Origin of the sequence: Xenorhabdus vietnamensis (assembly GCF_002127535.1) — a bacterium.
In the GTDB taxonomy this organism is placed as follows: Bacteria; Pseudomonadota; Gammaproteobacteria; order Enterobacterales; family Enterobacteriaceae; genus Xenorhabdus; species Xenorhabdus vietnamensis.
Genome location: NZ_MUBJ01000004.1, coordinates 92,647 through 108,098, shown reverse-complemented (window position 1 = coordinate 108,098; position 15,452 = coordinate 92,647). Strand labels below are relative to the sequence as shown.

Sequence of the window (15,452 nt, the reverse complement as noted above, 5' to 3'; positions counted from 1 at the left end):
CATCGCGATCTCTGTATCGGATGTCTGTGATGTTATTCATTACCATCACTGTCAGCACAGGATTTATATTCTGGAGAATATTTTCCAATTGTCAGGACAATATCCAACCAAATGTGGAATTAGAACATGTATTTATTCCACTATTTCTACTGACTCTCATATCTGCGGTATTTTTTTATAAATACACAAAAACCATCACTATTCCGGAATATCGTCTGAAAAAAGCGATTAAAAACAAGCAATTCATTCCCTACATTCAGCCAATTATTTGCAGCAAAAACAATGAAATTATTGGATGTGAGATTCTGGTTCGCTGGCAACATCCGACTCATGGGCTGTTGACACCAAATAAATTTATCGCACAAATTGAAAAATCAGATCTTATCATTCCCTTAACTCATAACCTAATCATCCAAGTACGGGACTATTTCGCACCTATTGCCCATCAATTACCCGCACATTTTCATTTTAATTTCAATATCAGCGCAAGGCATTATAAAGACGTCCGTTTAGTTGATGACTGCCAGAATTTTCTGGAATCATTTCCAGAAGACTCTATCAAGATAATTTTAGAAATTACCGAGCGGGAATTATTGGAACCAGATGAACATACAATTAGTTTGTTCAATAAATTGGATGAATTAGGTGTATTAATCGCTCTCGATGACTTTGGTACGGGTTACTCTAATTACAATTATTTACAAAAATTTAATGTTAACTTAGTAAAAATAGGACATAACTTTGTGAGTAAAATGAATACCGATATGATTTCAAAACATATTGTAGAAAATATTATTGACCTTGCTCTACGATTGCATCTGAAAATTGTAGCGGAAGGGATTGAAGACCAGAAACAGGTTAATCAGCTAAAAAACAACTCTGTCGATTATTTGCAGGGGTATTACTTTGACCGCCCAATACCGTTGAAAGAATTTGTGAAGAAATGGTTGTAATGAAAATTCCTCTTCCCCAAAAGAGTACCTTAAGCAACGTAAAGATAGCTCAAAAAATATTACTATAGAGACAAATATTGGAAATTTTTAGCCATTATTGACACTATTGTGTCATATTTTTAGCTCCGACCATTTATGTTCCATATGCTGATCAATGGTAGCTGCTAATGATTTATCGATTCCCAAATCATTAGCAATTGACTGAAAACGACGAGTTTCATCGTAAATCTCTTCAAGCATATCCATCAAAGAAGCTACGCTGGAGAAACCTGCCTGTCCTGCCAATTGCGCCAATGCTACGGAGGTAATTGCCTTGCCATTACCGTTAAACGAAGTCATATGTTCGTTATAAGGTGACGGCATATATACCACATCATAAAATGGGGAAAGTCGCCAGTTATCGGCATCATCGGCCAAAAAAGCAAAATTTTTAGCATGATCATCCTGATTAACAGTAAGATAGTTAAACAAAGCACGCTTCACCAATTTTTGGGCTTCTTTTACACCACACAGATGCCTCGTCACTTTGACCAAATCAACATAATCCAAAGAGGGTTCCTTAAATGAGGCATCCAGCAATCCACAAGCTGAAATCATGTGATAGCGGCCCTGTGCCGAACAATCAAACCGAGTTTGCTGTAACCAAAAATGCCCATTTCCCGCATCCAGTAATTCGAAAGCAGGTACTTCAATCCCAACATTTCTAGCCATTTTCATATAAGCATATTCAACAAGACTTTCTGAATGCTTCAAAGAAAATCGATCAGACGTCAATTTAATAATCAGTTTTTCCCCAATGGCATCGGCATGGGTTGAAAATCGACCATCAGCACATTTTGTCACATTGAGTTTGGGGCGAGCACCACCGGAGCCACTTGCATCCATAAGGGAATTAAGAAAATCAGATCCTGTACCTTCAAATTCTTTAACAGCCTCTTTACCAAGCGTAATGAAATCGATATCTCTTTCATTAGAATCAGAAAAAGACATAACAGGCTCATAATAAAGTGCGCCAGAACATTGCTCACCAATATAAGCAAGCCGTTCTAAGGCAGTCACCATTTTAGGGTTATGGTCATTTGCACGAAACACCCGATCCATTAAATATAGCCCCCAACCATCAGGTAAACTGTCGCCGAAAACCCCATGCAATCCATAATGAGGCTCTTTAGGCGCTTTTTGTAATGAAGTATCTGGTTTAATCAAAAAAGGAGAGAGTGATTTCGGATGAATGGCGAGATATTCATCATCATATTGAAAATACACGCCTTCTCTATTTTCCGCCAATTGTCCTACAAGAATGCTGCTACCATCAGAAAGCTTCCTTTTAACATTCAATGGAGTATTAAGCATTTTTCAGTACCTCGGCAATTGTGGTTGGTTCTCGCTTACGTTCTTTAGTAAGTTCATGCAATGGATGTAACTCCCCCATCGCTTCCAATAACATAAGAAACTGTCGTAATGAGATATTGCCTGTACGCTCAAACTTTCTGATGGTGCTATAAGGCACGCCAGAACGTTCGGCTAAATTTTCGACAGAGATTTTTTGTTGCTTACGTTGCCGCTTGATAAAATTTTTTAATTCATGTTGCACATCATAGGCGGTGTAGAGAGAAAACATTAGTGTTATTCCTGTTACTATTATAACAATAATTCAGTGATTATAACGAAAATTTGTCATGATAGTGACAATTATTGTTTCCTGTACGCTATTCCTTTATGATTCTGATTATTTCCTTAGCAGTATTCCCTCTAGGGTTTACTGAGTAAAAAATCAAATGTAACATACTGTTTTATCCGAAATTTTATATTTACTATGCTCATTCAGCAAAATGGGTAGTTTATGCAAAAATACATAACCGTCATGTTGAAACTCAATCAGAACCTTATTTAGAGAAGATATAAAAAATGTATCACCATCAAAAAAACAACTAGAGTTCAATTTGAAATAATTCCTAACAAAATCATCAATATTATTTACATCCATTAAATAGACTTTATCTTTTGTATAAGAGTCTTCATTAATGATAAAAATATCGCTGGAAAAATATTCCCTGAAATTGATGAATTTTAATATTTCATAATCATTCATTCGATCCCACCCCTCGATTTTCCTTAAAAATTCAAATCTACTTTCTTGCGCAAACCCGACGTAATTTAGTAATATCAACTCCCCGCCAATAATAGGATGTAATATTAAATCAGCTTTATCCATAGTGTATTGTTTATAGCTTTCCATACTTTTTACCTTTGATATCTTAATATACTAACAAACAGTACATAAAATTATTCAATCTTTCTACCTTGTTTAAAAGCTTTTCTGACGCCATTTAAGCTCATAGAATTGTCCTCTCCAGAACAATCAGCATCTTGAGCTTAAATAAAATTATCTTCCAATTTACAAATAGGACAAATATCATATTAACCTATAAAATCGAGAGTATTATTACAACATGGACAAGGGTATTTTAATCTCATTATATTATTTTTGATTTCAACCTTTAATAATTTAACATAGTTACCATAAAGTGAGACTAGCCACATATATTTTATTTATTTTTTTATTTATCATAAAATAAGTCTATTTTTGGTAACTATCAGGGATAGAATGGATAAGACCAGCATTACAAGGACAAGTAGTTCGACTATCCAAAGTCCCTGCTAATTTTGTTCCTTTATCCAAAAAAGAACCAACCCCACCCACAATGGCATAATTACCTGAATATCTCCCACAAGTCACAGTCGAACCTTCAATGGCTGCTTGCTTTCCGTAAAATTTAATGTTGCTGGTTCCTGTTAGAATAGCCCCGTTACACGTTGTTTTATCTCCAACTGTCAGAAAATTTCCTTTTGCCATTTTATTTCCTCTCATTTTAAATTCAATTTCTAGTGGAATAGCTGATAACAGCTTAATTCAACATCTAAATAATTTATTCGACTTTCTTTATTTTAAGATTGTTTATTGTACACTCTGTCGGCTAGAAGTATCAACCTAAGTAATCACCGTTAATGAAAAGAATACAGAAGAATATATTAATTTTATCGGTTCATAACAGTTCATATTGAATTATAGATACTTTTATCAATTTTACAGAACCTACCATGTCATCGAAAAAATCATGAATTTTTCATCTAATTCAAAATCATTATTTTCTAAATATTTCAATAAACACCATACTTCAATCATTCAACCCTCGGCTATTTTATTAAAAACGAAAAGACACCCTGGTATTATACTCAATTGTTCTATTTATTTGAGACAATAACTTCATCAAAATATTAAGATATCTATCAAATCTCCATCAATGCATTAGTCACGATTCATAAATGCCATAGTATCAATATGATAAATACCATCTTGCCCTAAATTCAGTGACGAACAATAATTCCCAATAAAATACCCACTACGCCAAAATCAGCATCGCTGAATGTAGTGTTGGCGATACCGATACTTCCTAATACTGGCAACAGGAATACAGGCAAAAAAGTAATAAGCATCCCTTGTGCAAAAGCACCCAATATTGCGCCTTTTCTTCCACCCATAGCATTGCCGAAAACACCTGCGGTTGCGCCGACAAAGAAATGAGGCACTACACCGGGAATAATCATGGTCATATTGAGCATGTAAAGCATTAACATGCCAATAATGCCGGCGACAAAACTGCTCAAAAAGCCAATCAGAACCGCATTGGGTGCATAAGGGAATACCACCGGGCAGTCCAGTGCTGGTTTGGCATTCGGCACTAATTTATCGGAAATTCCCTTAAAAGCAGGCACGATCTCAGCAATCACCATTCTGACGCCTTGCAGGATAATATAAACTCCCGCCGCAAATGTGATGGATTGTATCACGGCAAACATGAAGCTATTTTTTCCACCACTGACTTGCAGGACAAAGTCGTCGTCAGCAAACAAACAGGTGATAATGAAAATAATCGCCATAGTAAAAGAAATGGCAACAGGTGTATCACGCAGAAACAATAAACTTTTCGGTATGTTCATTTCTTCTGTAGAGTATGCCTTATTCCCCAATTTGCTACCGACAAATCCCGCTAAAATATAAGAAAGTGTCGAGAAATGCCCAAGTGCGACATCATCAGTACCGGTAATTTTTTTCATGTAAGGATGGGCAATGGCGGGGAAAAATACCATTGAGATACCAACGACAAATGAACCAATTACCACTAGTAATATATCGTCAATTCCGGCCACTGATAGAATGACCGCCACCAGCATCGACATAAATAAGGTATGGTGCCCTGTCAGGAAAATAAATTTCCACGGTGTTAAACGGGCAATTAGGATATTAATAATCATGGCAAAGAACATGATCAATGCCATTTCTCTGCCAAAACTTTTCTGGGCAATCGATACAATCGCTTCATTGTTTGGTATTACTCCCTGAATCCCAAAAGCATGTTGGAATATAGTGGAAAATTCTCCCAAGGAATTAACGACGACTCCCGCTCCTGCTCCCAAAATGATAAATCCCAAAATGGTTTTTATTGTTCCTGTAATACATTCCGTTACAGTCTTTTTCTGGGCAATTAAGCCAATTAAAGCGATAAGCCCAACTAAAACAGCAGGCTCAGCTAATACATCGTTCATCAAGAAACGAAAGAAATCCATGCCCGCCTCCAGTTATAATTTACCCATTTCAACCAGTGCCGTAGATAAGCGCGCTTTCATTGCAGATTTATCCAGCATATTTTCCAATACAATGATTTTTCCATTCACATCCTGCATTATCAGCTGTTCAGCGATGTCTTTTGTGCTAACAAAAATATCGCTAATCGTGCCCTTGGCTGATCCTAAATCGATATGTTCTACGCTGGCCTTTACACCTAACTCTTGCAGAATTTTTTTGATACTCATTTCCATTATTAAGCTTGTACCCAAACCATTACCGCAAACGACTGTAATTTTCATAATATTCCACCATGCAATGAAAACTTGATTAATAACCCTGAACGATAGAAAAAATCTCGTCTTGGCTGCCGGAATGCATCAATTGGTTCATTTTTTGTTGATCATCAAATAATTCAGCTAGTTCAGCGAGCATTTCAATATGGCTATTGCTGTTTGTCGTCGCAAATACAATCAATAACTTAATTGGGTCATTGCTTTCAGAACCAAATATCACGCCTTGATGAAATACCGTTAAACTTAGAGCAAGACGATTAGCCCCCTGCTCCGGCCTTGCGTGTGGTATCGCAATGCCTGGGCCAATCACATAATAAGGACCAATTTCTTCATGAGAATGATAAATTGCATCAACATAACTCTGCTCAATTGCACCATCATCAATGAGTGGTTGACATGCTATAGCGATAGCATCACGCCAATCTTTTGCACTGTACATCCATTGGATAACGTCATAATTCAGTAAGGTTTTCAGCATTCAATTCCCCTCTATGCAATAAACCAATAAATAAAAGGATAGTCACTGCAAAGCAAACACACCGATGGAAAAAGATGAAAAACGCAATAATACGGGGTAAATCACACTATCAATTAATCATAAGATAAAAAAATCCCCAGATTGTAAGTCTGGGGACTGAGGATTTGATTTTTTGTTAACAAACTATTTTCTAACGAGCCATTTGCTAACGAACCAAGTGCAAGAAGTGAATATGCTTCTCGTATTGATCCAAAATATCGTGGATGATCTGTTCTTGAGTCCAACCCATCAGATCATAGTCTTGTCCACCTTCTTTGAGATAAACTTCCGCACGGTAATATTTTTGCTCTTCATTTCTATCATCCTCCTCCAAACCAGCAAGAGCAAATGTGGGCTGTATATAACTTCTTAAACGAACTTCGTATACAAAATTAAAGTTGTCGCCAAAATCTACTTCCAAATGAATTCGGTCATCCATTTCATCAGTGATCACAACAATCTTGTTTTGTTTCTCCAATTCTTCAGCCACCATTCCCATTGCCTGCTGGATGACTTCGTTCATAAAACGTTTCACCTGCGAACGCTTAGGATAATAGACGATATTCCTCAATCTCCGCTGCCACGGAATAGGATTTCGACTGGCTGTAGGTGCAATCGTGGTCATTTGCTGGCTGTCTTTCTTATATGCATCAACCCGCAATGCCTTGAGCAATCCATAGATAGATATCAATAAGATGATGGAGAAAGGAAGCGCACTGGCAATCGTTACTGTTTGCAGAGCGGACAAACCACCGGCAACTAACAGTGCAATAGCAACAACACCCATCAGCCCTGCCCAGAAGATCCGTTGCCAGATTGGTGTATGTTGGGCACCACCTGAAGCTAATGTATCAACTACCATTGCGCCTGAATCCGCTGAAGTGACAAAAAACATGACGACCATGGCCATCGCAATAAATGAAAGAATGGTAGAAAATGGAAAATATTCCAAGAAATTAAACAGTGCCAGAGGAACATCCTGCTGTACTGTGTTGCCCAGCTCTTTCGCCCCTTTATTAGAAATCAGGTCAATGGCGCTATTACCAAATGCCGTCATCCACATCAGAGTAAAACCGCTTGGTACGAATAAGACACCGGTCACAAACTCCCTGATAGTCCGACCCCGAGAAACCCTTGCGATAAACATACCAACGAATGGAGACCACGATAACCACCATCCCCAATAGAGTAATGTCCATCCCCCCAGCCAGTTACTGGATTTTGGTTCGTAGGCATAAAGATTAAATGTCTTACTGACAATTTCCGAAAGGTAGCCTCCCGTGTTTTCCACAAAGGATTTCAGCAACAGTACGGTTGGCCCCAAAACAACTACCAAGATCAATAATAAAAATGCCAGACCCAGATTCAATTCGGATAAGATACGAATGCCTTTATCCAGACCGGAAACAACAGAAATAGTTGCTAAGGCGGTAATAACAACGATCAATACAACCTGTACAGTTTCATTGATCGGCAATCCAAATAAGTGGTTGAGGCCTGCATTTACTTGAAGAACGCCATATCCTAGAGAAGTAGCAACGCCGAATACAGTGCCAATGACAGCGAATATATCCACTGCATGACCAATCGGCCCATAAATTTTATCGCCAATAATCGGATACAGTGCTGAACGCAAGGTTAGAGGCAAGCCATGCCGATAACTGAAAAATGCCAGAATCAAAGCAACAATGGCATAAATGGCCCAAGCGTGAAGACCCCAATGAAAGAAAGTTAACTTCATTGCTTGTTTCGCCGCAGTAATACTTTCAGGTGTTCCCACCGGAGGCAACAAATAATGCATCACTGGTTCGGCTACGCCAAAGAACATAAGTCCAATTCCCATACCCGCAGAAAAAAGCATCGCAAACCAGGAAAAATAACTGAAATCTGGTTCAGCATGGTCAGGACCCAGTTTTATGTTGCCGTATCTGGATAAACCCAGATAGGTAACCGAAAGTAAAATTAAAGCAACCGCAAGGATATAAAACCAACTGGCATTAACAAAGATATCCTGTTGCAAAGCCTTAAACCATCGGTCGGCAAGTTCGGGTTTCAAACCAGCGAATGTCACCAGTGCAATGACTAAAAACGCTGAGAAGAAGAAGACTGGTGGGTTAATGGAAGTTTTAGTCTTTAACTGACCAGTATTATCTTGACTCATAATTATCCTTCAAAATTAGTGTCCGACACTATCTCCTATTTACTCCAATAAGCAATATTTCGTAGAGATTTCATAAAATTACATATAATCCCAATAGAGGGTCATACACTTTGCAGGCGTTTTGTGTTCAAAATTCACTCATCCCACATGAAAAGCCACCTTAACATAAAAATAAAAATAACTGTACTTACAGAGGGATATAGATGTATGTGCAGTGGAGGAGTTATGTTGACAATCAAATTTATCAGAAAAAAGTCAATATATTTATACGGTTAAAGATAAGCTCCTTTAAATTCCTTTAATAACCTATATTCTTGGTGGTCGGCTAGACAATTTTCCAGAATAGTAATATTCTTCGGAAAGCAAGAGTAGTTAATTATTCTCAGCGACTCCATCAATCCAGATAATTTATACCAAGTTCTTTACATCAAGTATTTCGTAGAGTAAAAAACATTGTGATTTTAATATTAACTAAATATCTTAACCCTATCGGCATTACTAAATCAGTATTTTTTAAATCTTGTTAATCATTCATTGAATAAAACACAAAAATTTCAATTTAATCTAAATGCAAGCCCTTAATGATTTCAAAATAGAGGTAACAAGCCATGAAATACAAAAAAAACTTGAGTTTTATAATCATTTTAATAACTCTTTCTATCGGAACGGCCCAGGCAGCAAAACAGGTATGTCCTCCTAGGAATAGGAATGGCTTTACAAGAGGCCATATAGGTACAATCGCTGCTTTTTATCATGCAAGATATTTTACATTTAACCTTAAAGAATATCCGAATTATTGGATAATAGTATCTAGTAAAAATGGCCTTGACTCACGAAATATTTTTTATAATATGCTAATCACAGCAAAAGCCCATAATTTTAGCGTTAGCCTAATATGCAAAAATGACAACCTCGGGGTTTTAAACCTACATTAATAGCATCATAATACATGATATTTTTCAGAGAAATAAATCCGCCTTTATGACAACCATATTTCATTTCATAGAAAAATCCATTATGTTTGATAGGCAATAGGTTGAAATAGAAAATAAAAAAATCAATTTCAGAAATTAATTTTTCATAGTGATTTATTACTGAACCCGTTAACCAGATATAAATCAAAATTATCTGTCATTAATTATTAATAAGAATATAATAAAAAACCCCGTCACTGTTGACGGGGTTTTTTATAGTTTCTTTAAGTTATTGCCTTACAAGACACTTTTCGCCTGTTGAACAATATCGATCAATGGTTGTGGCCAAACACCTAGTATCAACACCAGCAATGCGGTAAGTAGTACAACAATCCCGCCTGAAGTGAATGCCCAGTTGTGTGGTGTATCTCGATTCAGGGCTTTCGGTGCCGGCAGGTACAAGCTCACCATCACGCGCAGATAGTAGTAAAGGCCAATGGCACTACCAACAACAACTGCTCCGGTCAACCACCACAATTTTGCCTCAACACCTGTCGCGATGACATAAAATTTACCGATGAAACCAAATGTTAATGGTATTCCCGCCAATGACAACATCATGATAGTCATAACTGCCGACAATATCGGTTTATGCCAGAACAGGCCACGATATGAGAACAATGAATCAGCATCCGGCCCTCTGTATGGACTGGACATCAGGCTGACTACACCAAACGCTCCGATACTGGCAAGCAAATAACCAACCAGATAAACCCCCGCTGTCTCTTCTGCCAGTGTGTGATCTTTGATGGCAATCAATACCACCAGCAAATACCCCAGATGAGCAATGGATGAGTAACCCAGCAGACGTTTGATATTGCTTTGTGTCAATGCCAACAGGTTACCAAACAGGATAGATGCAATGGCAATCACGGTCAGTGCAATACGCAGAGTTGTGCTATCAGTGACTGGCGCCTCAAGGAATAAGCGCATAACCACTGCGAAGATAGCAACTTTACTTGCCGTCGCCAAAAAGGTTGATACCGGAGCTGGTGCACCTTGATAAACATCTGGTGTCCACAATTGGAAAGGCACAAGGGAAAGTTTAAAGCCCAGCCCCACGATCATCATGCCCAGACCAGCCAAAACCAACGGTTCATGCAGTTTGCTGTCACTCAGACTCTTACCCAATGATGCGAAAGACAAATCACCGGATTCTGCATACAGCAGCGCGATACCAAACAGCAGGAATGAAGATGCAGCCGCAGACAGCAGCATATATTTGATGCTCGCTTCCAACGAGCGTTTTTGGCGATACGCATAACCCACTAAACCAAACAGTGGCAAAGTGATTAATTCAATTCCGATAAACAGTGATGCCATGTGGTTGGCAGAAGAGAGCAGAATTCCCCCAACCGTCGCAATCAGCACCAGAAGATAAAACTCTTCTTTGTTATCGGGATAATTTTCCAACCACAAGTAGGCAAATGTCGTTGTTGCAAGGCTCGCAATCAGCACGAGGGCAGAATAGAACATTGCAAAGCGATCCACATGGAGCAATGGTGTGACATCCATTGGCTCCTGTAGTCCTACAAAATAGAGAGAGAGCAGGGCTAAGTTTAAACCAATCACCGTCAAGGTGACATTGGTGAAATGATCGCGTCGCCACGCAATGGACAGCATCACAACCACCACCGTCAACCCGACGATCAATAGCGGCAACAGTGCGATCAATTGTTCAGTAGTTATTGTCATGGCGAATTACGGCCTTGTAGTTAAAAGTGAAGCTGAATACCAATTCTGGATGTTACTCATTGCTGCGGCTGAGGTATCAAGGATTGGCTGCGGATAAAAGCCCAAAATCACCAACAAGACGACCAACAGCAGCAAAATGGAAATTTCACGCCCATCCATCCGCTGTAATGGTTTATCAGTTTTTGGCGTACCGTAATAAGCCTTCTGCATCAAATACAGCGCATAAACGGAGGCAAAAACTAAACCGAACACAGATACCGTAGTAATCAGGGTAAATTTACTGAAGCTGCCGAACAGGATCATAAATTCACCAACAAAGTTACCGGTTCCCGGCATACCCAATGTTGCTACCGCAAAAAACAAAGATATTGCAGGCAAGAGTTGAATTCTTGACCATAACCCACCCATTTGGCGCATATCTCGGGTATGCAGACGTTCATATAGCTGACCACACAGAATGAATAGCCCAGCGGCTGACAAACCATGCGCAATCATCTGAATCACCGCTCCCTGATAAGCCAATTGGCTACCCGTATAAATGGCGATAAGAACAAAACCCATGTGGGAAACACTGGTATAAGCAATCAGGCGCTTGATATCGGTCTGACTGAATGCCATCCACGCACCGTAAAAAATACCAATGACACCCAGCCACATTGCAATCGGAGCAAATTCCGCAGAGGCTTGCGGGAACAAAGGCAAACTGAAACGCAACAAACCGTATGCCGCTGTTTTCAGCAAAATACCCGCAAGGTCAACAGAACCTGCCGTTGGTGCCTGACTATGTGCATCAGGCAACCAGCCGTGCAAAGGAACAACCGGCATTTTCACGGCGAATGCAATAAAGAAGCCCAGCATCAGCAGGTATTGAACGGTATATGACATCGGGGTATGCAACAATTTTTCATAGTTGAATGTCCATTCACCCGTTGCATCATGATGAATGAAAGCTAATGCGAGAATTGAAATCAACATCACCAAACCACTGGCTTGAGTATAGATGAAGAATTTCGTTGCTGCAGTGATACGGGTTTTACCTTCCGAGCCTCTGTGCCCCCAAAGTGCAATCAGGAAGTACATCGGTACCAACATCACTTCCCAGAAGAAGAAGAATAAGAACAGGTCGATGGCAAGGAAAACTCCCATCACACCACCCAGTATCCACAACAAGTTCAGGTGAAAGAAGCCTTGGTATGGCTGGTTTTCATTCCATGAACAAAGGATCGCCATCAGACCCAGTAATGCCGTCAGCACCACCATCAGCAATGATAAACCATCCAATGCCAGATGAATGCTAATGCCAAAACGAGGGATCCACGGAAGAAAAAATTCTGATTGCCACTGTGGAATACCCTGTGGGTTGGTGAGTGTATAACCACCCTGCAACCACAGTTGCAGGGAAAGTAACAGCGTCAGTCCCATCGCCAGAAGCGCTATCCAACGCGGCATACGGGTGCCGAAGCGCTCTGCCTGCCAACATAGCAGGCCTCCGATGAAGGGCAGAAGAATTAGCCAAGGTAGTAGCATGGCGCAATATGTCCCTTAATTAAACCAAAAGCAGCAGAGCTAAAACCAGCACTGCACCCAACCCCAGAGAGGTAGCATACCAACGGACTTGTCCGTTCTCACTCCAACGAAGCCCTTTATTGCCCCAACGTGACAATATAGCTGGAATGTTCATCAGTGAGTTCAAAGGATCGTTTTGCAGCCGACGGGTGATACCTTTGAATGGTTTCACAAATACCCAGTCATACAGCGCATCAAAACCCCATGCATGGAACCACCATGTGGAGAAGAAACGCCCCGGAGCGCTGTTCGCAGTGGCATTGACCACGCGACGTTTGCCCAGATACAACGCTGCCGCCAGCAAGATACCGGCAACGGCAACCACACCAGAAATGATTTCCAATGTCACTTTGCCATCATGCCCTGCATTGCTTTCGGGTAAAACACCCGCCAGAGGGGGCACAATCAGCGCGCCAACAAAAGTGGACAGCACCAGCAATATTGACAATGGCAAGGTATGAGTAATGCCCTTGACTGGATGAGCCTTGGTATTTTCTTCACCGTGAAACACGATAAAGATCATGCGGAAGGTATACAGTGAAGTCATCAATGCGCCAACCAGCCCTGCCAACATCAGGTTCATATGACCATTTGCCAAAGCGCCCCACAAGATTTCATCTTTACTGTAGAAACCTGCGGTCAGTAATGGCAATGCTGACAATGCTGAACCACCCACAATGAAGCAGAGATAAACAAATGGAATCCGCTTGCTCAACCCACCCATTTTGAAGATGTTTTGCTCATGATGACAGGCCAGAATCACCGAGCCAGAAGCCAAGAACAATAATGCTTTGAAGAATGCATGGGTCATAAGGTGGAAGATAGCAGCATCCCACGCCTGTACCCCCAACGCCAGAAACATGTAACCAATCTGGCTCATGGTGGAGTAAGCCAGCACCCGTTTGATATCTGTCTGTACCAGCGCAGCAAAACCTGCCAGCAGCAAGGTGACTGCACCAATAACCCCGACCAAATGCAGAATATCTGGTGCCATCAAGAACAACGCATGGCTGCGGGCAATCAGATAAACACCAGCGGTAACCATCGTAGCGGCGTGGATCAGAGCAGAAACCGGCGTTGGGCCTGCCATCGCATCCGCCAGCCATGTTTGCAAAGGTAACTGAGCTGATTTACCTACAGCGCCCCCCAGAATCATCAGGGTTGCCCAAGTAATCGCAGTAGAACCGGCTTCGATATGTTGTGGAGCCAATACCGCCAATTCGCGGAAGCTCAACGTACCGAGCTGGTCGTAAAGGATAAACATGCCAATGGCAAGGAATACGTCACCAACACGGGTCACAATGAAGGCTTTCATTGCTGCTGCACCATTGGCAGGATTTTTGTAGTAGAAACCGATCAACAGGTAACTGCACAGACCAACCCCTTCCCAACCGAGGTACATCAGCAACATATTGTCTGCCAGTACCAATACCACCATGCTGGCGATAAATAGGTTGGTATAGGCGAAGAAACGGGAATATCCTTCTTCACCGCGCATATACCAAGAAGCGTATATGTGGATCAGGAAACCAATGCCGGTCACAACACTCAGCATCGTCAGTGACAACCCGTCCAGTACCAAATTAATGGGGATACTGAAATTATCTACAGCCATCCAGTTCCACAATGTTTGGCTGTAGACCAGCCCCCCTGCCCCATCCTGAGTAAGAAAGTCAATCGCTACCCAAAATGTGACCAATGCTGCCAGCCCAACAGAACCACTTCCAATGGTGGCTGACAAGTTTTCAGACCAGCGGCCACGGGAAAATGCCAATAGCAAAAATCCCAGCAGTGGCAGCAGAATTGTTAAGTAGAGTAAGTTCATCCGCGCATCTCACTGACTGTATCAATATTCAGATTTTGGCGACGACGGTGCAACTGTAGTAACAGTGCCAAACCGATGCTCGCCTCGGCTGCTGCCAGAGTAATGGCCAGAATGTACATTACCTGGCCATCAGGCTGGAGCCAATAGCTACCAGCAACGACAAATGCCAGCGCTGAAGCATTGATCATGATTTCCAGCCCGATCAGCATGAATAACAGATTGCGGCGGATAATCAGGCAAGTGAAGCCTAATATAAACAGAATAGCCGCAAGAATGAGGCCGTGGTGTAACGCTATCATTGTTGGTCCTCCGCACGATTGCTGATCACTTCCCCTTGCCGATTTTCACGGCCAATGTGGTAAGCCACGACCAATCCACCCAACAGCAGCAAAGATGCCAGCTCGACAGCCAGTACATAAGGGCCAAACAAGCTAATGCCGACTTCTTTGGCACTGACCACTTCACCACTGATTCCAGCGGATGGCAGAGTACTGATGGCATAAACCAGCACAATCAACAGCACGATAGACAGGATTGACGGGCCAATCCAAGCCCGGGGTTGCAGCCATAGCCGCTCCTGCTCGACAACTGACTTTCCTAAATTCAGCATCATCACAACGAAGACAAACAACACCATGATTGCGCCCGCATAAACGATGATCTCCAGAGCACCAGCAAAATAGGCACCCATCGAAAAAAATACGACAGACAGTGCCAACAAGGAAATAATCAGATACAACAGTGCATGCACTGGATTCGTGTGGGTTATTACTCTGAGTGTTGCGAGGATGGCAACCAGCCCTGCGACATAAAATGTAAATTCCATGAATATCGCTCC

At 41.1% G+C, this 15,452-nt stretch carries 15 protein-coding genes; 2 read left to right on the top strand and 13 right to left on the bottom strand.

Annotated features, from left to right (window positions below; translation table 11 throughout):
• The first annotated feature begins 113 nt into the window (after window positions 1-113).
• Window positions 114-953, top strand: a complete 840-nt coding sequence (locus Xvie_RS05650) for an EAL domain-containing protein (protein WP_244175473.1) — start codon at window positions 114-116, stop codon at window positions 951-953.
• A gap of 111 nt (window positions 954-1,064) precedes the next feature.
• On the opposite strand, the gene Xvie_RS05645 is transcribed toward Xvie_RS05650, so the two are convergent.
• From Xvie_RS05645 to Xvie_RS05610, 8 genes are all read right to left on the bottom strand, one after another.
• A complete protein-coding gene (locus Xvie_RS05645) occupies window positions 1,065-2,306 on the bottom strand; it encodes a type II toxin-antitoxin system HipA family toxin (RefSeq protein ID WP_086108380.1) in 1,242 nt (413 codons plus the stop codon).
• Window positions 2,299-2,574, bottom strand: coding sequence for a helix-turn-helix domain-containing protein (locus tag Xvie_RS05640; RefSeq protein WP_086108379.1), 276 nt, complete (start codon window positions 2,572-2,574; stop codon window positions 2,299-2,301). Before Xvie_RS05640 ends, Xvie_RS05645 begins: the two co-directional genes overlap by 8 nt.
• A 153-nt stretch (window positions 2,575-2,727) precedes the next feature.
• The gene (locus Xvie_RS05635) at window positions 2,728-3,192 is read right to left on the bottom strand and encodes a hypothetical protein (RefSeq protein ID WP_086108378.1); all 465 of its coding nucleotides are present in this window, start codon (window positions 3,190-3,192) and stop codon (window positions 2,728-2,730) included.
• A gap of 342 nt (window positions 3,193-3,534) precedes the next feature.
• A complete protein-coding gene (locus Xvie_RS05630; RefSeq protein WP_086108377.1) occupies window positions 3,535-3,810 on the bottom strand; it encodes a PAAR domain-containing protein in 276 nt (91 codons plus the stop codon).
• 512 nt (window positions 3,811-4,322) lie between these two features.
• A complete protein-coding gene (locus tag Xvie_RS05625; protein ID WP_086108376.1) occupies window positions 4,323-5,582 on the bottom strand; it encodes a PTS ascorbate transporter subunit IIC in 1,260 nt (419 codons plus the stop codon).
• A gap of 12 nt (window positions 5,583-5,594) precedes the next feature.
• Window positions 5,595-5,882, bottom strand: coding sequence for a PTS sugar transporter subunit IIB (locus Xvie_RS05620; RefSeq protein WP_086108375.1), 288 nt, complete (start codon window positions 5,880-5,882; stop codon window positions 5,595-5,597).
• Window positions 5,883-5,910: 28 nt separating this feature from the next.
• Window positions 5,911-6,354 (bottom strand): PTS sugar transporter subunit IIA, encoded by a 444-nt coding sequence (locus Xvie_RS05615; protein WP_086108374.1) that lies wholly within the window; start codon window positions 6,352-6,354, stop codon window positions 5,911-5,913.
• A 205-nt stretch (window positions 6,355-6,559) separates the two neighbouring features.
• Window positions 6,560-8,554, bottom strand: a complete 1,995-nt coding sequence (locus Xvie_RS05610) for a BCCT family transporter (protein ID WP_086108373.1) — start codon at window positions 8,552-8,554, stop codon at window positions 6,560-6,562.
• Between the two features lie 608 nt (window positions 8,555-9,162).
• On the opposite strand from Xvie_RS05610, the gene Xvie_RS05605 reads away from it, so the two are divergent.
• Window positions 9,163-9,489: a hypothetical protein gene (locus Xvie_RS05605; protein ID WP_086108372.1), complete on the top strand. Its 327-nt coding sequence runs from the start codon at window positions 9,163-9,165 to the stop codon at window positions 9,487-9,489.
• Window positions 9,490-9,765: 276 nt separating this feature from the next.
• On the opposite strand, the gene nuoN is transcribed toward Xvie_RS05605, so the two are convergent.
• Genes nuoN through nuoJ form a run of 5 tightly spaced genes read right to left on the bottom strand, consistent with a single transcriptional unit; the run spans window position 9,766 to window position 15,440 of the window.
• A complete protein-coding gene (gene nuoN, locus Xvie_RS05600; RefSeq protein ID WP_086108371.1) occupies window positions 9,766-11,223 on the bottom strand; it encodes an NADH-quinone oxidoreductase subunit NuoN in 1,458 nt (485 codons plus the stop codon).
• A 6-nt stretch (window positions 11,224-11,229) separates the two neighbouring features.
• On the bottom strand, window positions 11,230-12,750 hold the full coding sequence (nuoM, locus tag Xvie_RS05595) for an NADH-quinone oxidoreductase subunit M (RefSeq protein WP_086108370.1): 1,521 nt from the start codon (window positions 12,748-12,750) through the stop codon (window positions 11,230-11,232).
• Between the two features lie 19 nt (window positions 12,751-12,769).
• Entirely contained in the window at window positions 12,770-14,614 is a 1,845-nt protein-coding gene (gene nuoL / locus Xvie_RS05590) for an NADH-quinone oxidoreductase subunit L (RefSeq protein ID WP_086108369.1), read from the bottom strand.
• Window positions 14,611-14,913 carry an NADH-quinone oxidoreductase subunit NuoK gene (gene nuoK, locus Xvie_RS05585; protein ID WP_045971435.1) on the bottom strand — a complete coding sequence of 101 codons (303 nt, stop codon included), beginning with the start codon at window positions 14,911-14,913 and terminating at the stop codon, window positions 14,611-14,613. The genes nuoL and nuoK overlap by 4 nt, the downstream gene beginning before the upstream one ends.
• Window positions 14,910-15,440, bottom strand: a complete 531-nt coding sequence (gene nuoJ / locus Xvie_RS05580) for an NADH-quinone oxidoreductase subunit J (protein WP_086108368.1) — start codon at window positions 15,438-15,440, stop codon at window positions 14,910-14,912. The genes nuoK and nuoJ overlap by 4 nt, the downstream gene beginning before the upstream one ends.
• Between the last annotated feature and the right edge of the window lie 12 nt (window positions 15,441-15,452).

Coding starts and splice junctions, on each gene's coding strand:
- nuoK (WP_045971435.1), bottom strand. CDS start 14,913: ATGATAGCGTTACACCACGGCCTCATTCTTGCGGCTATTCTGTTTATA.
- Xvie_RS05625 (WP_086108376.1), bottom strand. CDS start 5,582: ATGGATTTCTTTCGTTTCTTGATGAACGATGTATTAGCTGAGCCTGCT.
- Xvie_RS05605 (WP_086108372.1), top strand. CDS start 9,163: ATGAAATACAAAAAAAACTTGAGTTTTATAATCATTTTAATAACTCTT.
- nuoJ (WP_086108368.1), bottom strand. CDS start 15,440: ATGGAATTTACATTTTATGTCGCAGGGCTGGTTGCCATCCTCGCAACA.
- Xvie_RS05630 (WP_086108377.1), bottom strand. CDS start 3,810: ATGGCAAAAGGAAATTTTCTGACAGTTGGAGATAAAACAACGTGTAAC.
- Xvie_RS05610 (WP_086108373.1), bottom strand. CDS start 8,554: ATGAGTCAAGATAATACTGGTCAGTTAAAGACTAAAACTTCCATTAAC.
- Xvie_RS05640 (WP_086108379.1), bottom strand. CDS start 2,574: ATGTTTTCTCTCTACACCGCCTATGATGTGCAACATGAATTAAAAAAT.
- Xvie_RS05615 (WP_086108374.1), bottom strand. CDS start 6,354: ATGCTGAAAACCTTACTGAATTATGACGTTATCCAATGGATGTACAGT.
- nuoN (WP_086108371.1), bottom strand. CDS start 11,223: ATGACAATAACTACTGAACAATTGATCGCACTGTTGCCGCTATTGATC.
- Xvie_RS05645 (WP_086108380.1), bottom strand. CDS start 2,306: ATGCTTAATACTCCATTGAATGTTAAAAGGAAGCTTTCTGATGGTAGC.
- Xvie_RS05635 (WP_086108378.1), bottom strand. CDS start 3,192: ATGGAAAGCTATAAACAATACACTATGGATAAAGCTGATTTAATATTA.
- nuoL (WP_086108369.1), bottom strand. CDS start 14,614: ATGAACTTACTCTACTTAACAATTCTGCTGCCACTGCTGGGATTTTTG.
- Xvie_RS05620 (WP_086108375.1), bottom strand. CDS start 5,882: ATGAAAATTACAGTCGTTTGCGGTAATGGTTTGGGTACAAGCTTAATA.
- nuoM (WP_086108370.1), bottom strand. CDS start 12,750: ATGCTACTACCTTGGCTAATTCTTCTGCCCTTCATCGGAGGCCTGCTA.